At 61.3% G+C, this 21,815-nt stretch carries 29 protein-coding genes; 11 read left to right on the forward strand and 18 right to left on the reverse strand.

Annotated features, from left to right (window positions below):
• Nucleotides 1–468: 468 nt before the first annotated feature.
• Nucleotides 469–1,212, forward strand: a complete 744-nt coding sequence (locus tag NCS58_RS16395) for a response regulator transcription factor (RefSeq protein WP_061115947.1) — start codon at nt 469–471, stop codon at nt 1,210–1,212.
• Between the two features lie 58 nt (nt 1,213–1,270).
• On the opposite strand, the gene NCS58_RS16400 is transcribed toward NCS58_RS16395, so the two are convergent.
• A complete protein-coding gene (locus NCS58_RS16400) occupies nt 1,271–2,176 on the reverse strand; it encodes a dihydrodipicolinate synthase family protein (RefSeq protein WP_061115946.1) in 906 nt (301 codons plus the stop codon).
• A gap of 215 nt (nt 2,177–2,391) precedes the next feature.
• Here NCS58_RS16400 and NCS58_RS16405 point away from each other — a divergent pair, with 215 nt between their 5' ends.
• The 6 genes from NCS58_RS16405 to NCS58_RS16430 all read left to right on the forward strand — a co-directional run bounded on the left by NCS58_RS16405 (nt 2,392) and on the right by NCS58_RS16430 (nt 7,660).
• Entirely contained in the window at nt 2,392–3,336 is a 945-nt protein-coding gene (locus NCS58_RS16405; RefSeq protein WP_061115945.1) for a 4-hydroxyproline epimerase, read from the forward strand.
• Nucleotides 3,333–4,472, forward strand: coding sequence for an FAD-binding oxidoreductase (locus NCS58_RS16410; RefSeq protein WP_250538659.1), 1,140 nt, complete (start codon nt 3,333–3,335; stop codon nt 4,470–4,472). The genes NCS58_RS16405 and NCS58_RS16410 overlap by 4 nt, the downstream gene beginning before the upstream one ends.
• Complete coding sequence (locus tag NCS58_RS16415) at nt 4,465–4,713, forward strand: 2Fe-2S iron-sulfur cluster-binding protein (RefSeq protein WP_061115943.1); 249 nt, start codon at nt 4,465–4,467, stop codon at nt 4,711–4,713. Before NCS58_RS16410 ends, NCS58_RS16415 begins: the two co-directional genes overlap by 8 nt.
• Nucleotides 4,710–5,981, forward strand: coding sequence for an FAD/NAD(P)-binding oxidoreductase (locus NCS58_RS16420; RefSeq protein WP_061115942.1), 1,272 nt, complete (start codon nt 4,710–4,712; stop codon nt 5,979–5,981). Before NCS58_RS16415 ends, NCS58_RS16420 begins: the two co-directional genes overlap by 4 nt.
• Nucleotides 5,982–6,087: 106 nt before the next feature.
• A complete protein-coding gene (locus NCS58_RS16425) occupies nt 6,088–6,894 on the forward strand; it encodes an AraC family transcriptional regulator (RefSeq protein ID WP_061116109.1) in 807 nt (268 codons plus the stop codon).
• Between the two features lie 355 nt (nt 6,895–7,249).
• Nucleotides 7,250–7,660: a response regulator gene (locus tag NCS58_RS16430; RefSeq protein ID WP_409219290.1), complete on the forward strand. Its 411-nt coding sequence runs from the start codon at nt 7,250–7,252 to the stop codon at nt 7,658–7,660.
• Between the two features lie 38 nt (nt 7,661–7,698).
• Here the strand turns inward: NCS58_RS16430 and NCS58_RS16435 are convergent, their stop codons facing one another.
• From NCS58_RS16435 to NCS58_RS16455, 5 genes are all read right to left on the reverse strand, one after another.
• Nucleotides 7,699–7,869, reverse strand: coding sequence for a hypothetical protein (locus NCS58_RS16435; protein WP_250477356.1), 171 nt, complete (start codon nt 7,867–7,869; stop codon nt 7,699–7,701).
• A gap of 314 nt (nt 7,870–8,183) precedes the next feature.
• Nucleotides 8,184–9,068, reverse strand: coding sequence for a methyltransferase domain-containing protein (locus NCS58_RS16440; RefSeq protein WP_061115940.1), 885 nt, complete (start codon nt 9,066–9,068; stop codon nt 8,184–8,186).
• Between the two features lie 75 nt (nt 9,069–9,143).
• Entirely contained in the window at nt 9,144–10,250 is a 1,107-nt protein-coding gene (locus NCS58_RS16445; RefSeq protein WP_061115939.1) for an acyltransferase, read from the reverse strand.
• Nucleotides 10,251–10,723: 473 nt separating this feature from the next.
• Nucleotides 10,724–11,788 carry a tyrosine-type recombinase/integrase gene (locus NCS58_RS16450; protein ID WP_250538660.1) on the reverse strand — a complete coding sequence of 355 codons (1,065 nt, stop codon included), beginning with the start codon at nt 11,786–11,788 and terminating at the stop codon, nt 10,724–10,726.
• 29 nt (nt 11,789–11,817) lie between these two features.
• Nucleotides 11,818–12,057 (reverse strand): DUF4224 domain-containing protein, encoded by a 240-nt coding sequence (locus NCS58_RS16455; RefSeq protein ID WP_250538661.1) that lies wholly within the window; start codon nt 12,055–12,057, stop codon nt 11,818–11,820.
• Nucleotides 12,058–12,146: 89 nt separating this feature from the next.
• Here NCS58_RS16455 and NCS58_RS16460 point away from each other — a divergent pair, with 89 nt between their 5' ends.
• Nucleotides 12,147–12,695 (forward strand): hypothetical protein, encoded by a 549-nt coding sequence (locus tag NCS58_RS16460; protein WP_250538662.1) that lies wholly within the window; start codon nt 12,147–12,149, stop codon nt 12,693–12,695.
• A gap of 22 nt (nt 12,696–12,717) precedes the next feature.
• Here NCS58_RS16460 and NCS58_RS16465 read toward each other — a convergent pair whose 3' ends face one another.
• On the reverse strand, nt 12,718–12,990 hold the full coding sequence (locus tag NCS58_RS16465; RefSeq protein WP_250538663.1) for a hypothetical protein: 273 nt from the start codon (nt 12,988–12,990) through the stop codon (nt 12,718–12,720).
• A complete protein-coding gene (locus NCS58_RS16470) occupies nt 12,987–14,219 on the reverse strand; it encodes a phosphoadenosine phosphosulfate reductase family protein (RefSeq protein WP_250538664.1) in 1,233 nt (410 codons plus the stop codon). The genes NCS58_RS16465 and NCS58_RS16470 overlap by 4 nt, the downstream gene beginning before the upstream one ends.
• A 35-nt stretch (nt 14,220–14,254) precedes the next feature.
• Between NCS58_RS16470 and NCS58_RS16475 the strand changes: the two genes are divergently transcribed.
• Nucleotides 14,255–14,869 (forward strand): hypothetical protein, encoded by a 615-nt coding sequence (locus tag NCS58_RS16475; protein WP_250538665.1) that lies wholly within the window; start codon nt 14,255–14,257, stop codon nt 14,867–14,869.
• A gap of 47 nt (nt 14,870–14,916) precedes the next feature.
• On the opposite strand, the gene NCS58_RS16480 is transcribed toward NCS58_RS16475, so the two are convergent.
• The 7 genes from NCS58_RS16480 to NCS58_RS16510 form a co-directional block, all read right to left on the reverse strand.
• The gene (locus tag NCS58_RS16480; protein WP_250538666.1) at nt 14,917–15,210 is read right to left on the reverse strand and encodes a hypothetical protein; all 294 of its coding nucleotides are present in this window, start codon (nt 15,208–15,210) and stop codon (nt 14,917–14,919) included.
• Nucleotides 15,211–15,807: 597 nt separating this feature from the next.
• Nucleotides 15,808–16,641, reverse strand: coding sequence for a YfdQ family protein (locus NCS58_RS16485; protein ID WP_250538667.1), 834 nt, complete (start codon nt 16,639–16,641; stop codon nt 15,808–15,810).
• 45 nt (nt 16,642–16,686) lie between these two features.
• Nucleotides 16,687–17,028, reverse strand: a complete 342-nt coding sequence (locus NCS58_RS16490; RefSeq protein ID WP_250538668.1) for a hypothetical protein — start codon at nt 17,026–17,028, stop codon at nt 16,687–16,689.
• Between the two features lie 91 nt (nt 17,029–17,119).
• Entirely contained in the window at nt 17,120–17,269 is a 150-nt protein-coding gene (locus tag NCS58_RS16495; RefSeq protein WP_250538669.1) for a hypothetical protein, read from the reverse strand.
• Nucleotides 17,270–17,291: 22 nt separating this feature from the next.
• The gene (locus NCS58_RS16500; protein ID WP_250538670.1) at nt 17,292–17,432 is read right to left on the reverse strand and encodes a hypothetical protein; all 141 of its coding nucleotides are present in this window, start codon (nt 17,430–17,432) and stop codon (nt 17,292–17,294) included.
• On the reverse strand, nt 17,429–17,599 hold the full coding sequence (locus tag NCS58_RS16505) for a hypothetical protein (RefSeq protein WP_250538671.1): 171 nt from the start codon (nt 17,597–17,599) through the stop codon (nt 17,429–17,431). Before NCS58_RS16505 ends, NCS58_RS16500 begins: the two co-directional genes overlap by 4 nt.
• Nucleotides 17,596–17,787 carry a hypothetical protein gene (locus NCS58_RS16510; RefSeq protein WP_143756306.1) on the reverse strand — a complete coding sequence of 64 codons (192 nt, stop codon included), beginning with the start codon at nt 17,785–17,787 and terminating at the stop codon, nt 17,596–17,598. The genes NCS58_RS16505 and NCS58_RS16510 overlap by 4 nt, the downstream gene beginning before the upstream one ends.
• A 429-nt stretch (nt 17,788–18,216) precedes the next feature.
• Between NCS58_RS16510 and NCS58_RS16515 the strand changes: the two genes are divergently transcribed.
• A complete protein-coding gene (locus NCS58_RS16515; protein WP_250538672.1) occupies nt 18,217–18,423 on the forward strand; it encodes a hypothetical protein in 207 nt (68 codons plus the stop codon).
• A gap of 65 nt (nt 18,424–18,488) precedes the next feature.
• Nucleotides 18,489–18,686, forward strand: a complete 198-nt coding sequence (locus NCS58_RS16520; protein WP_061117626.1) for a hypothetical protein — start codon at nt 18,489–18,491, stop codon at nt 18,684–18,686.
• A 40-nt stretch (nt 18,687–18,726) separates the two neighbouring features.
• On the opposite strand, the gene NCS58_RS16525 is transcribed toward NCS58_RS16520, so the two are convergent.
• The 3 genes from NCS58_RS16525 to NCS58_RS16535 form a co-directional block, all read right to left on the reverse strand.
• A complete protein-coding gene (locus NCS58_RS16525) occupies nt 18,727–19,596 on the reverse strand; it encodes a DUF3037 domain-containing protein (protein ID WP_250538673.1) in 870 nt (289 codons plus the stop codon).
• Nucleotides 19,593–20,327 (reverse strand): hypothetical protein, encoded by a 735-nt coding sequence (locus tag NCS58_RS16530; RefSeq protein WP_250538674.1) that lies wholly within the window; start codon nt 20,325–20,327, stop codon nt 19,593–19,595. The genes NCS58_RS16525 and NCS58_RS16530 overlap by 4 nt, the downstream gene beginning before the upstream one ends.
• A gap of 94 nt (nt 20,328–20,421) precedes the next feature.
• The gene (locus NCS58_RS16535; RefSeq protein WP_250538675.1) at nt 20,422–21,783 is read right to left on the reverse strand and encodes a S24 family peptidase; all 1,362 of its coding nucleotides are present in this window, start codon (nt 21,781–21,783) and stop codon (nt 20,422–20,424) included.
• Nucleotides 21,784–21,815 lie beyond the last annotated feature (32 nt).

Genomic DNA, 21,815 nt, shown 5'->3' on the forward strand with positions numbered 1-21,815 from the left:
CCTGCGGGAGTGACAAACGCGCCGGGTGGACGCGAAGCGAAGGCCGGGGCACGGAACGGCAACGATCCGGGCCGGGCGTCAGCGGGCGCGGAGTCGAAAGCCGCCGCCCGTCATCCGCGCTGCGCGACGCGACGGACAGCCGCGGCGCAGCTTGCTACGCGACGTCTCGGTAAAACGGCGGAAGCGGGAACTTTTGAGCCAGACGCGGCATGTTACAGGATGAAAGCCGGCGAAAAAGGGAAAAGCCGTTCTATTTTCGAGACGGTTGCGCGCACGAGACGAACGGCGACCGAAACGCTGCACAGTCACATGCGTTGACAATTCGGATGAGTCCGATGGGAAAGGGTCGTCCCGCTGCCCAGAATGCGCAGCTTGATTATCCCCGTCTCATCCCGCGACGAGACGCCCGGCGGTCGCCTGCAGTACGGCATCCGCCCCATGTCCCTTGGACTCATCAGGTAAGACACCATGCGCGTCGCCGTTTTGCAAACCGACCCAAGTTATCGAAATCTCATCAGCGATGTCGTCAAACGACTCGGCCATACGTGCGTGACGTTTGGCGACGGCCTCGTGCTGTCGAAAGCGCTGTCCCGCTCGACGGTCGATCTGCTGATTCTCGACTGGAATTCCACGGGCCTCTGCGGGCTCGACCTGCTGAAATCCGTGCGCTCGAGCTTCGGCGAGCGCGTGCCGGTCATGTTCGCGACGCCCGACGGCGCCGAGCACAACGTGGTCTGCGCACTGACCGCAGGCGCGGACGATTACATCGTTTATCCCATCCGGCCGGGCGAGTTCGGTGCGCGCGTCGAAGCGCTGTTGCGCCGTGCGTATCCCGCGACATCGACCGCGTGCCTCGAAGTCGGCCCGTACCGCTTCGACGCCCGCCAGCAAATCGTGACCGTGCGCGGCAAGCCGGTGCAACTGAGCGGCACGCAATTCCGCCTGGCGCAGCTTTTCTTCTCGAATATCGGCCGCGTGCTGTCGCGCGATCATATTTTCGCGATGGTCTGGGGCCGCGAATTCCGCGAAACCACGCGTACCATCGACAGCCACGTTTCGCGCCTGCGCCTCGCGCTCGAAATCGAGCCGGTCAACAACTTCCGTTTGCAGCCGGTGTACAAGAGCGGCTATCGCCTGCTGCATCTCTACGATGAAGGCGAAGATTCGCGCGGCGGCCTGGTCGGTCCCGCCGCTGCGCAGATCGCGGCCTGAAGTCGCCGTCCAAAAAATAATGCCGTCGCGAGGACGGCATTTTCGTTTTTGCTTCGCCTCAAACTGCCGGCAGCGCGGGGCGCGTCTCGACGCCGCGCCGAATCAATGCCTCGATTTCCTTGCGCTCCTCGCCCGCGAGCGGCAGACGCGGGGGGCGCACCGGCTCCGTGCCCAATCCGACGATCGCCTCGGCCAGCTTGATGTTCTGCACGAGCTTGTGCGATACATCGAGCGCGAGCAGCGGCGCGAACCAGCGATAGATCGCGCGCGCTTCCTCGAACCGTCCGGCGCGAATCAGCTTGTAGATCGCCACCGTCTCGCGCGGGAACGCGCACACGAGGCCTGCGACCCAGCCGTGCGCGCCCATCAGCATCGCTTCCATCGCGAGATTATCGACGCCGCAGAAAAGCGCATAACGATCACCCGTTTCGTTGATGAGATCCGTGATTCGGCGCACGTCGCCGCTCGATTCCTTGATCGCCGCAAACTTTTTGTCTTCGGCGAGCTCGGCGAACATCTTCGGGGTGACATCGACACCGTACGCGAGCGGATTGTTGTAGACCATGAGCGGCAACGGGCTCGCGTCGGCGACCATGCGGAAATGATTGAGCGTCTCGCGCCGGTCTGACAGATAGCGCAAGCCCGGCAGCACCATGTAGCCGGCCGCGCCGTGGCGCGCAGCGCGCTCGGCCTGGCGGCAGCCGTCGAGCGTGCTGTTTTCCGCGATCGTCAGCAGCACCGGCACGCGGCCGCGCGCGGCGTCCACGGCGATGTCGAGCACGTCGAGCTTTTCGTCGAGCGATAAGGTCGATGCTTCGCCGAGCGATCCGCACACGATGATGCCGTCCACGCCGGCTTCGATCTGCGCGTCGACATTTTTCGCGGTCAACGCGCGGTCTATGCTGAAATCGGCGTTGAACTTGGTGGTCACGGCGGGCATCACGCCTTCCCAGATATGCGTCACGGCAGCGCTCCGAAAGTGATTGAACGGTACGCAGTGTAAGCACCGAAAAAGCGGGCGTCTTGCGTGTTTCGCGCGCGCCGCGTGCCGATTTCGGCATAGCCGTTTCGCTGCGAAAGTGCGGCGCGGCGGGCGTGCCGACGCGGTATCCGCCTGTGCCGATATCGTCATGAAAACGATCCAGCCGCTTCAAGACGCCGGTCGCGCGCGTTTTTAGGATAGGCGGCATGAAAACCATCGACATCATCGACTCGCATACGGGCGGCGAGCCGACGCGCCTCGTGATCGCGGGCGGCCCGGATCTGGGCGGCGGCTCCCTCGCGCAACGGCTCGACGCGTTCCGCACGCGCTTCGACGACTGGCGGCGCGCCATCGTCACCGAACCACGCGGCTCGGACGTGATGGTGGGTGCGCTCCTGTGCGAGCCCGACGATCCTTCCGCCGCGGCGGGCGTCATCTTCTTCAACAACGTCGGCTATCTCGGCATGTGCGGGCACGGCACGATCGGGCTCGTCGCGTCGCTCGCGCATGCGGGAAAGATAGCGGCGGGGCGGCACCGGATCGATACGCCCGTCGGTCCCGTCGATGCCACGCTCAACGCGAACGGCAGCGTCAGCGTGCGCAACGTGCCGGCGTATCGGCATCGGCGCGCGGTGACGGTCGATGTGCCCGGCCACGGCACGCTCACCGGCGATGTCGCGTGGGGCGGCAACTGGTTCTTTCTCGCCGCGGATCACGGGCGCGAACTCGAGCCCGCGCGCATCGCCGGGCTGACCGCGTTCACCGATGCGATCCGCGATGCCCTGCACGCGCAGGGCATCACGGGTGCGGATGGCGCGTACATCGACCATATCGAGCTTTTCGCGGATTCGCCCGTCGCGGGCGTGGACAGTCGCAATTTCGTGCTGTGTCCGGGCAGCGCTTACGATCGCTCGCCGTGCGGCACCGGCACCAGCGCCAAGCTCGCGTGCCTCGCGGCGGAAGACGCGCTCGCGCCGGGCGAAGTCTGGCGTCAGGAGAGCATTATCGGCAGCGTGTTCGAGGGCAGCTATGCAATCGACGGCGACGCGCTCGTCCCGACGATCACCGGCTACGCGCACATCATGGGCGAAGGGCGTCTCGTCTTCGACGAGCGCGATCCGTTCAAGCTCGGCATCGCATGAAGGCGGACGTCATCGTCGTCGGCGGCGGAATCGTCGGGGCGGCGTGCGCCGCGGAGCTCGCGCTGCGCGGCATGACGGTCGAGGTGCTGGAAGCGCGCGGCATCGGTGGCGGCGCGACGGCGGCGGGCATGGGCCACGTCGTCGTGATGAACGATTCGCACGCCGAGCTCGCATTGGCACGTGCTTCGCGAGAACTGTGGCTCGCACTGGGCGCCGAACTGCGCGGGCGCGAGGCGTTTTCGCGTTGCGGCACGCTCTGGATCGCCGAAGACGACGAAGAGCTCGACGCCGCCCGTTCGATGCGCGATGCCTTCGCGGCGGCGGGCGTGCGTGCGCACATGCTCGATCGCGCCGCGCTGCGCGAGGCGGAGCCGGCGGTGAGCCACGCGATGCAAGGCGGATTGCTGATCGACGACGACGCGATCGTGTACGCGCCCGCCGCGGCGCAATGGCTTCTGACGCGCTCGACGCGCATCCGTGTATCGACCGGCTGCGCGGTTCGTGCCGTCGACGCCGGCGACGCGCATGCCGTCGTCACGCTTGCGAACGGCGACCGGCGCACGGCCTCCCAGGTCGTCATCGCAAACGGGCTGGCGGTGCCGGATCTGATCGGGGACGTGCCGCTCGAAGTGAAGAAAGGGCATTTGCTCGTTACCGATCGCTATCCCGGCACGATCCATCATCAGGTGCTGGAACTCGGCTACATCAAGAGCGCGCATCACGCGCGCGGCACGTCGGTCGCGTTCAATGCGCAGCCGCGTCCGACGGGGCAGGTGCTGATCGGCTCGTCGCGCCAGTTCGGCACGCGCGATCCGGCTGTCGAGATCGACGTGCTCGGCGCCATGCTCGCGCGCGCGACGCGTTATCTGCCAGGCATCGGCGCGCTCAACGCGATCCGCGCATGGACCGGTTTTCGTGCCGCGACGCCCGACGGCCTGCCGCTGATCGGCCCCGCGCGTTTCCCGGGCGACCGGCTGTGGCTCGCGGCGGGTCACGAAGGGCTCGGCGTGACGACGTCGCTCGGTACGGCAAAGCTCATCGCCGCGCAGATGCTCGGCGAGCCGGCTCCGTTCGATATGCCCGACATGCACGCTTTCTCACCGCAACGATTCGCACGGGAGCACGCCGATGGATGAGCGCGTGCGCGTGGTCATCGACGGCGAGCCGCTCACCGTGCCCGCGTTCACGACCGTCGCGGCCGCCGTCGCCATGCGCGGCGTCGGCGGCACGCGGCGCTCCGTCACCGGCGAGCCGCGCGCCGCGCTATGCGGCATGGGCGTGTGTCACGAATGCCGCGTGACGGTCGATGGCCGCGCGCATGTGCTCGGCTGTCAGACGCTGTGTCGTGACGGTCTTTCCATCGAGACGATGCGATGAAGGTCGAACAGGTCGATATCGCGGTCGTCGGCGCGGGGCCGGCGGGTCTGAAGGCGGCGCGCATAGCGGCGCGAGCGGGCGCACGCGTCGCGCTCATCGACGACAATCCGCGCCCCGGCGGTCAGATCTGGCGGCAAGGGCCGACGCTCGCGCCCGCCGCGCAACTTCGCCAGTGGCTCGATGAAACGCGCTCGCTTGAAAACTTCGTCGGCATGAACGGGACGAAGGTCGCCGCCGCGCCCGGCAGCAAACGGCTCTTGCTCGAACGCGACGGCGCGCCGCTCGTGCTCGCGTATTCGAAGCTCATCCTCGCAACGGGCGCGCGCGAGCGGCTGCTGCCCTTCGACGGCTGGACCCTGCCCGGCGTGACGGGCGCGGGCGGCCTGCAGGCGCTCGTGAAGGGTGGAATGCCGGTGCGCGGCGAGCGCATCGTCGTCGCGGGCAGCGGGCCGCTTCTGCTCGCCGCCGCCGATACCGCGCGCCGTCACGGGGCGCAGGTCGTCGCGGTGGTCGAACAGGCGTCACCGGCGCGTGTCGCGCGCTTTGTCGCGTCTCTTGCGCTGACACCGGCAAAGCTGGCTCAGGCCGTCGGGCTCGGGGTCGCGTGCTATCGACCAGGCGGTGTCGTCGTGAGGGCGCATGGAAGCGCGCGCGTGGACGCGGTCACGATTCGCGTGCGCGGGCGCGAAGAAACGCTCGTAGCGGATCGCGTCGCGTGCGGATACGGCCTCGTGCCGAACGTGACGCTGGCGCTCGCGCTCGGCTGCTCGACAGACGAACGCGACGGCGCGATTCACGTCGACGATTTGCAGCGCACGTCGCTGGAAGACGTCTTCGCGGCGGGCGAATGCACGGGCATCGGCGGGATGGAACTGGCGAGCGTCGAAGGCGCGCTCGCGGCGCACGCGGCGCTCGGTATCGCCGCCGATGCGCGTCTCGTGCGCGAGCGCGATCGCTGGCGTGCCTTCGCCCGGCGCGTGGCGCACGCGTTCGAACTCGGCGCCGACGCCCGCGCGATGCCGTCGCCGGACACCGTGTTGTGCCGCTGCGAGGACGTGTCGATCGGCGAAGTCGCCGCGCACGCGAACTGGCGCGAGGCGAAGCTCCAGACACGTTGCGGCATGGGGCCGTGTCAGGGGCGCATTTGCGGCGAGGCGGCTGCTGTCTATTTCGGATGGCCGTGTACGGCGGCGCGCCCGCCATTCGCGCCGGTTCGCATCGATACGCTGATCGCCGCGCGCGAGAGCGCCGAAACGCCCGTTTCATAGTGGGGCCAGCGCGAATTTCGTCCGCGCATGCGCGCTTCTATAATCGGTTGCCTGACCGATCAGGACGCAACCGACCTCCTTACGCATGACGAGCACGACAGGCCTCATGACGAACACCGCGCCGATCGCGCAACCTCCGGCGTCGACGCTCTCGGACATGCTCGCGCATTTCGCGCTGCTCGCGCCGGTGTTCGACGCGATGCCCGACATCGTGTTCTTCGTGAAAGATCGCGAGGCGCGCTACGCGATGGTCAATCGCACGCTCGCGCGCCGCTGCGGCCACAAGGACGACAAATCGGCGCTCCTCGGCAAGACGGCGGAGGACGTGTTCCCGCGGCGCTTCGGACGCATCTACACGGCGCAGGATCAGGCGATCATCGCGCAGGGACATCAGTTGATCGACCAGCTCGAATTGCATCTGTATCCGGGGCGGGAGCCTGGCTGGTGCATGACGTGCAAGCAGCCGCTCCATGACACGCAGGGCAATATCGTCGGGCTCGCGGGAATATCGCGCGACTTGCAGGCCGCCGAAGGCACGCATCCCGCCTACAGCCGGCTTGCGGCGGTCGTGCAGCACATCCAGGAGAACTACGTGCAGCCGCTCAATATGCGGCAGCTCGCGCAGATGGCGAACATGTCGATCGCGCAACTGGAGCGGTATTTTCACAAGGTCTTTCATCTGACGCCGCGTCAGGTGTTGCTGAAGACGCGCCTCGACGCAGCCACTGCGCTGCTCGTCTCGAACGGAAAAGTCACCGATGTCGCCGCGCTATGCGGCTACACCGATCACAGCGCCTTTACGCGCCAGTTCAAGGCGACGGTCGGCATCACGCCGAGCGAATATCGGGCGCTGTTGCAAGCGGGCATGTCAGGGGCGTCGCGCCCCGATTCCGCGCGAGAAGCAAACGTCTGACGGGAAAACAGGGGCACGGCTCGCGCAAAAAATACACGGTCGTGCGTTCCGGTTGCGGTTTCGTGCGGCGCGCCTCGGCCGGAATGCCCGTCCCATGCGGGTTTCCCGGCAGCGAATGCAAGTCGGTCCGCTTTTTGCTCGCTCTGGCTCGCGGCGACCGGGCAAAATCTTCGCGTTGGCGCCGCTCAAAAACCGCGAGGCGTTCCGCACCGGCGCACACGCGACATAAATTACGGTGCGTGCGGAATTCCCGCCGCGTTTTCGTGTCGATCAATGCGCGCAACAGCGTGCGCGGCGGCGAGAGGATGGAGACCCGTCGCGAGAATTCCGTTTTTTGGCAGCAGAAAAGAACATCATGAACGAAGTGGCAAGACTGGGGCATATGCGGATCGTGCTCATCGAGGACGATCCCGAGAGCAGGGCATCACTGCAGATGTTGCTGGAAGAAGAAGGTGCGGACGTAGTCGCGGTGGCCGACGCCGAAGACGGCGCGCAAGCCGCGATCGAGCATCTTCCCGATGCGGTGATCTGCGATCTCGATCTACCCGAGATGGACGGTTTCTATCTCATCCAACGTTTGCGGGATCACGAAATACGCGGCAATCTGCCGCCGTCCGTGGCGATCGCGCTGACGGGACACGGCGGCGACGAATACCGATTACGAAGCATCGGCGAAGGTTTCCAGCATTTCATGACGAAACCCGTGCATCCCGACGAACTCGTCGCGCTGATACAGGACGCAGTTGGCGCGCGCGTGGTGATGTGAGGCGTTCGGGGCCGCCGCTGACGGGCGGCCCGTGTTTCTTACGACCGGTCGCGGTTGCGCGCCCGCGTCGCGCCCGTGATGACGGCGATGCCCAGCATGATGACGGCGACGATCATGATCGTATGCTGCGCGACGTGCATCGCGACGAGCGCCCACGATACCCCTCCGATCAGAATCAGCCAGCCTACCAGGTAGATGATCAACGTCATCGACTTCTCCTTTTTCGTTGTGTGCTAGAAATCGTTGCGTGTCCTTCAAGAAAGGGCCTTATCCTTTCGACGCCGAAGCACGCATAAGTTCACTCATGCAAGGGGCGTACCGCGGGTGGCATCTCGGACATGAGCAAGAGCCAAAGCATGCTGACCGTGCATCGAAGACCAGATGCTTTTGTGTCCCTTGGTGGGCTTCGCTTCTGCGAAATTGATACCTAAGAAAAGATCGACGACGACTGTCTACCTTATCGGCGCGGCGTCCTTCTCAGTCGGTACCATGGCCGCCGCAAGATTCGTCCGCGCGCGCCGTATCAGATCAGAAGCTGCTTGATGCGTCGTTTGATTGAATTCTTCAAACGGCGCATCGACGTCCTATTCGCGTCGGTGCCGTAGGACGCATCAGATATGAACGCGCCGCTCTGATTCAATTCGTAACCGGATCGAACGGTCGACGGTGATGGTGGTTGAAAAGGTACGAAAACCCCCGGCTTGCGCAGAACGAAGTCGAAAGACATTTTCATCGCGTATGTGTCGATGTGCTCGAGCTTCGCGAGTCTTTTCCAGTGCTTTTCGTACATACCCTCGATCAGACTGGGTGTCGGATTCCACTTGTGGCTCAATGGCGCGTGATCGTTGCGCGAGTCCCAGGTATAGCGCCAGTCCGGAACAACGACCCCGACCCCGCCGCCTGGCTTAACCAAGCTCAGCCAGTAGCTGATGATTTCCTCCGGATTCGCCACATGTTCGAGCATGTGGAGGGAGACGATGAAATCGACGGAATCCGGTTTGAACGGGAGATTATCGGGCATTGCCAACACAGCGGAGGCGGTCGATGCCTGGTGAGCACCGCTTGCCTGATCCGATGGGGGCATACGAGCAATATCGATCGGAAGCAAATATGGCGAAATCGTCCTGGCGCCGCAACCTACGTTCAGGCCGTTCAGTTGCTCGATCGTGTAACCGTTTGGCATCGCACGCAGCGCGGCTTCTTCTTCTCTGGCCAGCAATAAGCTGACTTCATCGCCCATATACAGAACGACCGTCTTCGACTTCATAGCGAAGTATTCGCGCTGAACGGTGCTCAGTGGTGAGAGCAGACTGATGTTGTGGGCTCCGTCTATCGGCCCCTCCATCTGCTCGCGGATGGATTCGACGGTTTGATCATCAAGCGGGTGTTGTTTTCTGATGCCTTTCATTGGGGCCCCAGGCTTTCAACTTGGCTATCCGATTCTAACTGAAGGTTTAGCTGCACTCCGCGTAAAGGCCGTCACCTAGCCGGGGATTGTCGCTCCGGGAGATGTTTGCGCCGAGGCGCGCCGTTCTGATATCAGTGCCCGCACGGCGTTCCTAGATGGAACCTCGATATATCGATAGGCGCAATCCGCGATCGCGAGCATCAGCACCGATAGCAGCACCTGCCCCCATATGTGGCTGATGTCCTTGGCGATCATTATCGTGGGTCCGATGAAGTGATCAGCGTAGTACATGATCGGTTGATGCACCATGTAGAGCGCGAAACTGATCTCGCCCAGATGCATCATCGGCCGGTTCGAAAGCATCTTCGACAGCAGCCCGCGCTGGAATGCGAACACGAAAATGATCGCGACCATTGCCGGCTGATAGTAGGCGCTGTTCGCGAGCGTCGGCCACTTGTGCCACGTAGACCGGTACAGCACGACGAGAAACCAGAGCGACGCGATTTCCAGCGCGGTGAACAGCGCGGCATCGAACCACCGATCGCCCATGCCTTGCAGGCGATTGAACAACAGCCCGAGGCTCAGACCGATGATGAAATCAAATATCCGGACGTAGGGCGATACCATCATGAGCCACCAGTCGAACGAAAACGCTTGCATCTTCGTTCGCAGCAACAGCGCGATCAGGAACAGGCAGGCGAATGCCGCGATCCCCGCCAATGCCGCGCGCGTCGCGCTGCGACTCACGCCGAAACGGTTGAAGGCGAACAGCAGGAACGGAAGCGAGATATAGAAGAACAACTCGTCCGAGATCGACCACGACACGCCGTTGTAGGAGAAGATGTTCGCGCCGTCTGGATACCACGCGTGTAGCAGGAACACGTTTGCCAGCGTTTGCCAGTCTGTGTATTGCGTGCCACGAATCCAGATCAGCGGCACGACCGCGGCGAACATAAACAGGTGCAGCGGCCAGATACGGGCGACGCGCAGCGCCCACAATTTCGCGACCGATCCGACCGTCAGGCTTTCGAACTTGTCGGCGTAGTTGTGCGCGAGGATAAAGCCGGAGAGCAGGAAGAAGAACCCTACGGCCAAACCGCCGGTCTCGTACGGGTAGCCGAAGTGAGCAAAAACTACCGCTGCGGCTGCGATGAATCTGAGCGACGTAAGGGGCTTCAGCATGTTTCCTCGGGCAAATTCTTGTAATTTTTCGTCGGACGGATTTTATATGAACCGACTTAAAACCGTGAAAAAACAGCGCCGTAGCAATTGGTCTCGGTGTCGAAGAATGTTGTTTTGTGGCGCAGATGAGACACGCACTCGGCAGTTTTTACGCGTCTGCTTGACCGCGAGTAAGGCCGATTTCGGCGCGCCGTCGATATGCGGCTATGCGCACCGGCATCGCGAAATATAAGGAATGGCCCTGTTGGGAAATCAGGATCGCGGAATTCCGACGCGCTACACTCCCGCCAGACAAGGCCTCCGGTCGAAAGCCAACAAATACCTCATGCTGACCGTCCATCAGCCCGCTCAAAGTCTTAGTCTCGCTTGATAGGCGTCCGATTCCGCGAGTTGTCTCCTAAGTAAATGCTCGACAAATGAGCACGACGGGATGCGGCTGAGAGCAAAGCCAACATCAAAATATTAGGAGCGGGTCAGCCGGATTTAGGGATCGTCAGCCGAACGTGGCTGATTGGAATATCGAGCTTTTTGAAGTAAATGTGCGTCGTCGCTTCCCGCGTATGTCCCGCCGCCACCATCAATTCCTTCGTCTCGTATCCAGCGCGTTTCGCGTCTGTTAGCGCCTTTGCCCGGATGTCCTTAATCGTGTATCGCTTGGCCGCCAGTCCGGCCTTTGTCGCCGCGCGCGTCCAGGCGGCGAGAAGCGCTTCGGGTTTGTAAGGCTCGAATTTGCGGTTGTGAATCACATACGCGTCGCCGATGCGGGGCTGCTGATCGATCTCGCGGATGCGGGCGAGCACGGCGTCGATTTCCGGCGTGATGGCGAAGTCGACGGTGACTCCGCTGCTGTCGGCGGTCTTGCTGGGCAGGAAGTGGATCACTCCCGCCGCGCGGTCAATCTGTGACCACTTCAGCGTGCGAATTTCCGTCGAGCGCTGTGCAGTTAGGTAGCAGAGGTCGACAAAGCACTGCATCATCCGGCCATTGCGGACGAAGGTCCCTTCCTTCGCTCTCGTGTTGCTCTTTTGCTCGAAGTGCGCCAACTGCTTGCGGATCGCCGCGAAGTGCTCATCAGTGATGTACACACCGCGCCGCGGCGGGGTCTTGATCTTGATGTCGCGCACCGGATTGGTTTTCGTGTGCCGCTTTTTCACGCACCAGAAGAAGAACCCAGACAGGAAGGATCGGACGTGGTTCTGCATTGTCAACTTCTCGTCCCAGAACGCAAGGACGTCGCTGATGTCACCGGGCTCGATGTCGGCGACATTCGCATCGCGCAGCGCATTGCGGGCGTAGCGGCCGGTGCGCGCCCACGATTTTTGCGACTTCAGCGTCGGGCCTTTTTCCTCTATGTAGCGATCGATCAACGGACCCGCGTCCCCGGTGCCGGGCGGTGCTTCGTATTTGCGGCGCTCGACGACGAGCCGCGCCAGCATGGTCGTTTCGCCCTCGGCGATCTTGCACAGCCGAACCCATTTGTTCGTGCGTGGAACGACCCAATACCAGCTTGCGCCGTTTGCGTAGACGCGCGCAGGCAAGTTGCAGGGTCTTTGACGACGACGTGCATTCATACGAAGGGCGAGCAGATTTTAGTTTTCCGGGTGGGCGAGCGCTCATTCCCGGCGTCGAGGCCGGCGCGGCGCGCGAGCAGTGATTCGTAAAGCACCCAGGTCATGACTGGAGCGCCGTCGAACGAGCGTGTGATTTCCACGTTGAACATCTTCATGAACCACTCGGCCTGCTTGCTGTAGCGTACGCGTCCGGTGATCCGCTTCAAGTCTTCTGGGGTCATCAGTCTTTCACTCATTTCGGCTCCAGATACTCGCGCGTCACGCGCATGAATTCTTTGATGTGTTGCGCCATACTTTGTCTCTCAACACGTCGGTATTGGTTTTCATGACTTTCGATCTGCAACTGCCTAACATCCCGTTTCCGAATCGCAAGCGCCAGAGCTTCGGGGTGTCTACCGCCTCCGCAATGCTTGAGAAGGCGGTGCGCGACTTCCGCGCTTTTCAAAGTTGTACCGACGTCATACGAAGCGGCGACCATGCGTTCAACGTCTGCCTATCGATCTGGCATCTGCACGACTGGGCGCATGCTGACGCAACAGAAACAGAGCTTGAAATCATTGGCACGTTCCTCGGCCGGCCGGTTCGTAGCAAAACGGAGTTCAGCATCGCGCTGCAGCGGGCGTGTCCACTGCTCAAGATCTGCCGCATCATGGCAACAGCGGGCAAGCACACGAAGGTCGACACCTATCCCGATCCAACAGTGGAGACGATGTTCGACATTTACCAATCGACCGGTCCAGACGAGCGCTTCACAGTTCGGTGGGGAATGACGTTCGATGGCCGGTCATACGACGCAGCAGATGTTTTCGACGAGTGCCTTCTGTTCTGGGGCCGGCTCTTCGCGACACTGAATTGGACCCACAGTGGCGGCTGAGACGGGTGGCTGAGACGGATCATCACGTTGAGACGCATCCGAGATCGTGTGGGGTGGCCAGGCGCGCGCGGGCCGATACGTTGCCTCGGATATACGTGTTTTCTCGTGAGTACTGCTCGGCGCCGTCACGCGTTCTCGAACGGACGTACATCGTCTGCGTCTTCGTCTCGTAGTTGATGCGCCGGGTGATCTCGACGACCCAGATCTTCACGGGCCGGGCCGACCAGTACTCGACGGCGTCGAAGCCGCCGTCGAGCAGAAGCCTGAGTTCTTGCTGAGTCGCTGGTGCGTTCATGCATCCTCCTCGCTGAATAGCCGCGGCTGCACGGCGCCATTCGCATAGACCACATCGAGGATCACGTCGCCGGTCGGCTCGTCGCCTTCCCAGCCTTGCGGCCAAGTCTCGGCGGCGATCAGCTCGCGGATGCGCGCTTCCTCTTCGGCGTCGATGAGATTGATCAGCGGGCGGCCCGTGTCGCGCGCAGCGTGGTTGCACTCGTCCTGAATCGACAAGATTCGGTCGAGGCCCATCAGGCGCGCTTCGAACGTCAGCGGCCCGAGGCGCTGCGGGTTCTTCGCATACGATCCGTCTTTCAGCAGTTCGAGGCCCGGCTTGCGCAGGCGGTGCTGCGGCTCGCGCAGTTCGCGCCACAGCGGCTTGATGCCGCGCAGCGGCGCGAGATACGACCAGTTCGGGCTGCGCAGCACTGTTTCCAGCGCCTTTTCTTCCTGCGCGAGCGGGCAACCGATGCAACCGGTGCGCGCGTTCAGTTCCTCCGCCTCGTCGCCGCCGTATGCGTCCGCGATCGCGCGCGTCGACCAGTCGCCGAACTCTTCCTCCGGCGCCCAATGGCGCAGCCATTCCCAGACGTGGCACACGCGCCAATGGAGCAGCGGCGCGAGCGTCGCGATCCGGCCGCGCAGGCCGCGCGCGTTTGGCAGCACCTGCTGATACCATCCTTGGCCGCACTCGGCGCCGTCCTTGCCGCAGCTCATCTCGATGCGGCGATCACGGATCGCGCTTTCGCCCTGGCGAACGCCGGTGATCATCAGGATGCCGCCGTCGATTCCGTCGAGGCGCTGGCGCAGCGCTTCTTCCATCGGGTCGATCTTGATTTGACGCGTGCACCAGCGCAGCGTGTTGTTATTGGGCGGTGGCACGCCGCGCCCGAGGATGTAGACCATGAAGCGCTTATCCATCGGCGCGTGCACGACTTCGATCGTGATGCCGCGCTCGCGCAGCTCGTCCATGATCCGCTCGGCGGAGATCGCGAGCGGCGAGAGTTCTTGCCGCGTGTCGGCGTAGAACACGGTCAGCGTCTTCGGTCGTGCGATCTTGCGGGTGTCGAGCAGCCAGCAGATCACCGTCAGCGTCGCGGTGCTGTCCTTACCGCCCGACCATGCGATGCCCCAGTGCTCATGATCCGGGCCGTAGGCCTGCATCGACTGGACAGTCATTTCGATCGACTCGGTCATTTCAAGGCGGTGTGCACCGGTGGCGAAGATGTCAATCTGCGCGCTCATGCTACGATGCCGACCGAATAACTTTGGACGTCCGCATGAAACGGTTCTGGGTATTCTTCGAAGCGAGTTGTGCAACACTTGCGCTCTCGCTTGTTGTGCTGTTTTGTGTGTACGCATTTCGGGCCAGTAGCGAAGGTGCTGCCGCGTGGGTTCAGGCTATCGGTTCCGTGGCGGCCATCATGGCTTCCGCTCGGCTGACTCGGTGGCAGATTGCCAAACAGCAAAAGTATGATCAGGACGCTGAGCGTTCGTTGATGAAACGGCGCGTAAAGTTGGTCCGTGAGGTTGGCGAACAAGCCTTCTCGCTGATCAATGAAATTCGCGTCAACATCGAAGCAGGTGACCGCGCCTTTACCGAATATTTCGCGCGACACTTCGATCAAAACCACTTCGAAATTGTCCAGTCCGCGCTCAGTGAAATTGCTCTGTGGGAACTGCCATCCCCCGAGTTGATCCTGCCAGTGATCGTGCTCAGAAATGCTATGGCTCGATCTCTTGAGGCTGCAAGAGAATTGATGGAAAGTCCGAGGTACGCCGGCGCAACTCCGCGGCGTATCAAACAGAACGAGTTTCTTCGAAAGGTCCAAGAGCAGTGGGGATACGCACAGAACGCGATGGAAAACATAGACACGGTTGAGAAGTCGATTTGACGCCCACGCTTGCACCATCGGGCCGCTAAAGAGGATCTGGCGTTCTTTCACGATTGCGGCTCCTGAAGCTTCAGATACTCGGCATAGTCCGGCCAGTACTTCTCGACGCTGTGCGCGTGCTCGCGCGCGGTGCCGGTCCACTCGGTGACGGCTGCCGAGACGCTCGGCCAGTGATCAGGATTTCGGCCGTCAGTGATGGATTGCGCGCGCTGCTTCGCGAGATACGCGCCCCAGTAACCATTGAACGCAGCGGCGACGGTGTCGGCTTCTTCGCGGGACGGCGCGGCGACGATGTCATCTGGGCCTTGGATGTGGAGCATCCACAAGTTTTTTTCGCTCACGCTTGCCTCTTCCTCGGTTTTCGACCTTTAATTGACTTCTGGCTTGCCCCGACGCAAAAGAGCACGGTCGTCGGCGGGCTAGATTGTTCAGACGGTAAATGGCACCAGGCGATCCTCTGTTCTGCGCGATCGAATCCGCCGATCTTGCTTAGCAGGGCTTGAAGAATGATCGAACGTTTTGCGTAAGTTCCTTGCACATTCTGCATAACTAACCTCGGACGTTCCTTTCATGAACGAAAAGCCTCAGCTACCCGTGTTGCGCTTGGAGGGTGATCTCTTCTTCAATCAACGACTTGCAAACAAGACGTATCGAATCCAAGTTACAAGCGACTGCCTCGCTGATATTTCGGTTCTGACGGCTTGTTAGAAGCCGACATTCAAGCTTTACAAGTCAACATCCAATTAATCGTTACAATCGCGTCCCGCAAAATAATGACCGGCAAGAGTTCGCCGATTGAAATTCGGTGCGCCGACTTTAGACGCTTCGCCTCGCTAAGCGCCGATGCTGATGGTCGCGTTCCGTAAAAATCACCAGGCGATCGCACCGCCACTAGGCCGGCAGCCGGATTACGCGCCGGCACGCGGGCTTGTAAGGGGTTACTCGGGCGTGCCGAGCAGAATCTTGGTGGCGGTCTGTTCTTCGATCTGCGCCCAGATGGCGCGGAACGCGACTTCGAGCACCTTGTGCGGGCGGATCAGCTCGTACCAGATCTTCAGCACGCCATCCTTGATGCGGTATTTGATGCGTGCGTCGATCGAATACGGCGCGCCGTTCTCGAACACGGGAATGCTCAGCGTGATCTGCGACGGCATTGCGATCTTGTTGCCGGTGGCGTTCACGTCTTCCTTCCACACGAAGTTCGTGCTGCCGTCCTGCAGGCGGGCTGCCGACACGAAGTTGCCTTCCTTGCTGGCCTCGAAGTTCAGCGCGACGCTGAGCATCGTCGAGCCGTCCGGACTCACGATGTCGGGCAGGTTGTCTTCGATCAGTTCCGCAAGCTCCAACTGGCTCATCGGCTGACGATCCTTGCCCGTCCACGTCTTCCATTCGCGAGAGGCCGGAACCGGAAACTCGACGCGATATGCACGCCAGTTCGCTCCGTCGCTGCCGTTGGCAGCTTGAACGTACGAACGGTGGTCATCGATCACGCCGAGGATGCGCGCCGGGTCGAGCGACGCATAAATCAGGCTCTCCGATCGCTTCTGACGGTTGAAGTACTCGATGAAGCTCGCTGCGTCGCGCAGCTTCACTGTGCCGGTTGCACGCGCCGGGTTCGCGAATACTTCCTCGACTACTTCCCGCCTGAATCCCTCGGGCACGATAACGAACGGCTTGCCGTCAGCGAGCGGGTTCTTTTGCGCGCCTGCGAGCGAGACACCAGCGGCGAGGAGGGCGGCAACGTCTTTTTCGCCATTGAAGTTTTCGAGCATGAGTCTTCCTTGTTGGTTTTAGAGGTGGAGCAGAGAGGGCGACGATTAGCCGAACGAGACGGCGCGGCCGCTGGAATTCGTGTCTGCGAGCGAGATGCCCGGCAGTTCGGTCTGTCGCTCGCTATGGCGCGACAGGTTGTTCTCGACTGTCGGGAAGAAGACTTCAGCGCTCTCCTTCTCGCGCGGCAGGGTGGCGACAACCTTGCCCGTCACCTCGAGCGCGTCTTGCACCTTGGCGAACGGCTTCACTTCGACGGTGATCGTGATCTTTCCGGCCTTGCCGGTGTCGCGCACCATCGCGACCAAGGTGTTCAATTCGTTCGTCGCTTCTTCGACGACTGCTCCGCCGCGTAACTCCATCAGCGTTTGCGTGAAAGCCTTCTTCATCCGATCCTCCGATCGTGTTGTTGAATTCGATGGCCGTCTCTCCGGCCTGTCTCGCCTAGCAGCGGGTGGCGGGCGGCGTTCCCCTGGGGTTTCAATGAGCCGCCGGCCAGCGGATGCGCTTCTTGCGTTGCTCGATCTCGTCGAAGCGACGCTTGGCGCGGAGATCTGCGCCGCGCACTAGCGCGATTGCGGCGACCATCGACACCACAAACAGAAGGACTACTACCTGATAAACGTTCATGGTGAGCCTTTTCGGGATCACGTTACGCGCAGTGAACGACTGCGCAGCGTTCGAAGCGAGCCGCGCGATAATCGAGCTCCGCGCAGACTGCGAGATAAATGCCGGCGACGATCACGCTGATCGCCCAGATCTTCCAGAGCGCCATTGGCTTGATCGGCTTCATGCGAAGACTCCAGCGCGAAGGGCGACGACGAGATACCAGAAGCAACCGACTCCGACGCCGGTCAATCCGGCGATCATCGACGTCTTCAGGATGCCGCTGTAGAGTTGGTCGACGCGCTCCAGCCGCGCGATATGCAGCAGGGCGTTGTCGTTGACTGCGCGGTTCATGCTGCTTGCACTCCCATGAATTCATCGAACTCTGCATCGCTCATGTCGGTGCAGTCGGTCCAGCCGGCGGCGATCAGCGTCGCAACACCGCTTGTGTGATGCCACTCACCCTTCAGGCGTGAAGGGCAAACGAGATATTTGAACCCGAGTTTTGCGAGGGACATTTTTGTCTCCATGTGCTTGGCCACGGCGCTCTCATTGAAAGCGCCTTGGATAAGCTGCTGTGTCGGTTACCACGCCACCGAGCACTGGGCGCCTTTCGGAAGCAGCTCATCTGGCCGCCATTTCCGGTACTTTTACGTTCTGCCGTCCGGGACATGGGCAGGGCGATTTCACGCCTATTCATCATTCGACAGTGGTAAAGAGCATCGCCGCGCGGGCGCCGCGCCGGTCATTCGGCGCATTCGTTAGCGGGAGAGAAGCCCTGAGTACAAGGCACTGTGAGTGACACTCAGTGCCCTGAGATCAGGGCTCCCGGTCTTCCGGGGCGCGGTGTTCAGCGCATGGGTGCAACTATACGTCAATGGATAGGTGATTGCAATACGCAAATGAATAGATTTTTTTCGAGGCATCGCGGCCTTCGGACAGGCTAGACTAATTGGAACCAGGAGGACGTCATGACGCCCGAAGACGTAGTCGCCATCTTTGAGAAGCTGAATCTTGAGGGGAGAGCAGACATTCCGCTGGACGATGCCTGCGCCGGGCTGGCCGGCTGGCTTGCGGGAGCGTGGCCACGACTGGAGGACGAGGACCTGCAGTTGCTGACGGCTGTCGGGGCTGTGCTCTGGCGGGAAGGGTTCGCTCAGCGGCGGCCGCGGCTGTAATCAGCGGGAGACGCCGTGGGCGCGGTCTGGATAGCGTACAGTGGTCGATCCACTAGGGGATCGACATGGCGACAGAAGAAGACGTGATTGCGACTTTCGAGCAGTTCAACGCGGAGGGGCGTGATTACATCACGCTAGACGACGCCTGCACGGGGCTTGCGCGCTGGCTTGCTCTGGCATGGGATCGCTTAGAGCCTGGAGACGCACAGCTGCTAATGACGGTGGGCGCGACGCTTTGGCGAGAGGGTTTCTCGCAGCGGTAGCACGCACACAACAAAAAACCCGCCGAAGCGGGCCGTCTTGCTAGGCGGAGAGGAGAGACTCGGACTCTAGTTCCGATGGCAGGTGAAGAGACCTACTGATATGGTTGGCGAAGCGCAGGACGTCTTGCCGACTTTCCATGCTGATCACGTCATCAGCCGTCCGCTCAACGATACGGAGAGCCGGACGCACCGCCTCGTAATTCGTGGCGGACACTACCGCGATTCGTCGCCCGCTGCTGCCAGTCACGGCGCGAGCCTCGTCTAGAACGACGCTCTTGAATGCTGCTTGATTGCGCTGCCGCTGGGTCAGCTGTTCCACATTTCTGAGGTCCAACGTCTCGATGACGTGCACGGCGCCATTCATAAACGCAAATTCTGCAAAAGTATCCGTTTCGCGAGAGACCGGATAGTCTTCAACGATGCATCGACGGTTCATATCATCGATGTTTGAACCCATGATGTGCCGTCCCTTGAACCAACTTTTCAGCTGCGAGTGCAGGCGCGCGCTATGTACTTGTTTGGTTTTGGTGGCTCGGATGACGCGCTCAGGAAGGTCCACCATACGCCGAAGTAGATCAGAGACAATTTCATCAAACGTCTCATGCTCCGATGTTCGAAAACACCCTTCCTCTTCGTCGGAGACAACGGGCCTCATGCCATGCATGAGCCAAAATTTACGAGCCTCTGGGGGCATCGATTGCAGCGTATCGGAAGCCTGTTCCTGCCACGTCTTCCAGCGTATCGCGGTCAGGTTCGGATCTAGCGCCTTAAGTCGATCCGTGTTGGCGCCGAGATGAACAGTCACCCTGTTGTTGGGGTGCGTTATTGCGACCCCTACATTTATGCGCTCTCCGCGCATCGCGTTCGGGATAACTCGTAGAACGGAGAATCGATACAATGCGTCGTTCATACACACCCCAACGTGGCTTGGAGTCTGTGGCTACGCTCTGACGTGCCCCACCAAGCAACTGACCCGGCTACCTTCGCCGTTACCCAAGCAGGTGGCATCGCGCTAACCCATTGATCATACGTAGCAACGGTAACCGCATTAACGTAGTTGACAGTCTCGTGAGAACGGACATTGTCCCACAACTTCATTGCCTTCATGAAATTGATCGTCTGTGCCGTATTACCTTGCGCTACGATGTCTACGGGTGGTCGTATGGGGAAGCCACCGCAGAACATGCCGCGAGAGAAGTCGATAGCGACCATCGAGTACTGCCGAGTGATGGCGGTTCGTCTTTGCAGGAAGTTGTTCGCGTGCCTGTCATCATTCGCGATGAAGACATCGAGGGTCAAGAGGGCGCTCAGTTCCGAAGAGCATTGCTTCAGGGCGTCCAACTGATCGGCGGGCATCATCGCGGCGAAACCACTGACTCCGCCCTCGAATCGCGAGCCCAACGCGAGCGAGCCGTCTGGCAGTTCGAGCACGGCGGTGGTGGGCACTGCAACTTTGCAAACGGCGGACAGGCAATAGCCAAGGTATTCCGATGCTGGTAGCTCGGAGTTCGAAGGCAAAGCCTCCTTCACAGCGTACTCTTGACCGTCTTCGCCGACTGCAAAGTACCTAAGATCGACCGAGCCGGTGGCATTTGGGATGAGGGTGCGAACGCGCACCGGGAATAAAGGTTGTTGGCTCATTGTCTAAAGCCTAGTTCTCGAGGCGCTCCATTCACCATAACCTGACTGGAGCGCCGCGAACCAGGGTCTTTTTATTGTTTCAACCCCGTGGTGGTCACGCAGGGCGCCAGCTCGACGGCCGGCAGATCGCGCGGACGAAGTGCATCTTCTCAATTTCGTCATCTGACAACGCGACCGGCTTGTGGGCGTCATTCGCCGAGATCAGATGCGTGCGACCTCCGCGTTTGTATAGGAATTCCTTCACCATCACGCGGCCGTCCTTCGACTTCACGAGCACCTCGTCACCCGGCTCGATCGGCTGGTTCGGTTCGATGACAACATATTCGCCAGCCTTGATCCGCGGACGCATCGAGTCACCCTCGCACTTCAGCGCGTAGGCGTTTGGATCCTGCGTCGGGAAGTCGATGTAGCCGTCACCGTGCCCGACCGGATATTCCAGGTCTGCCCAGTGCCCGTTATCGCCTAATTGCGCCCTACCCACCACGGGAATCGCTCTCCACTTCGTTATTGGAATAGGGCGGTACTCATCGGCATATCTGACAGAAATTCCGGGCTCGCCCTTTCCCTTGGTCAGCCACACCGCGTTAACGCCATAGGCGTTTTGCAGGGAGACAGCTTGAGCCAGAGTTATTTCAGGCCCTTCACCGTCAAGCCACTGCGACGCAGTGTCGATGCCCACGCCGGCCACGGATGCAATTTCGGAGCTCGTGAGCCCCTTGTCGTGGAGAGCGGCGCGGAGACGCCGAGTCGAACTGGCTTGTCCATCTTCTGCCGAAGAAATCGTACCTCCTTCAGCGGGCGCTGAAATGGCAATTTCGCCCCGATTAGGTGCTCTGTTCGGCGAATTGGAATTCTCGGCCTCGGTGTCGCTTTCGCGACCAGGCCGATGGTCAGGACTGTCGGGGCCCGGCCCGATGCCGTCAGCAAGCCACGTCGTGTTGCTCGAAAGGGCGATGGCGAGCTTTTGAAGGGTCGGCAGGTCTGGATTTGCCGTAGTTCCTTTCAGGAGCCGATTGATAGTCGGTTGCGGAACCCCCGACGCCCGTGACAAGGCGCTCTGACTAGGAATTCCGCGCAACTTCATCAGTAAGTCGATGCGTTCGGCTATGTTCATGCGCGGAATATACGCGGCCGTATAGGTGACAAGCAACTTTCTATTCATTTGCGCATTGACCGACCTATCCAAGTGCGTATAGAATGGGTCACCATGAAGACGCCCACGCAAATGCTCACCGAGATCAAGGCCGCTACTGGCCTGGGTGAGATCGCCCTCGCGAAGCGGCTGGAGATCTCCCAGCCCACCGTCAATCGGATTCTCAATGGACAGCCCGACTGCAAGGGGAGGACATTTAGATCGATCTCCGACCTGTATGCAAGCGTCGTGAGTCGGCCTGCTCGTTGATTTGAGCCGCCTGTCCTGCATGAGGTTGCGGACGCGCTTCTTAGTAAGTTTCATGCGGTTCTTCTAGGGGTCACGAGACCCCTAAA

Source organism: Caballeronia sp. INML3B (assembly GCF_023631305.1).
GTDB classification, from domain to species: Bacteria; Pseudomonadota; Gammaproteobacteria; order Burkholderiales; family Burkholderiaceae; genus Caballeronia; species Caballeronia turbans.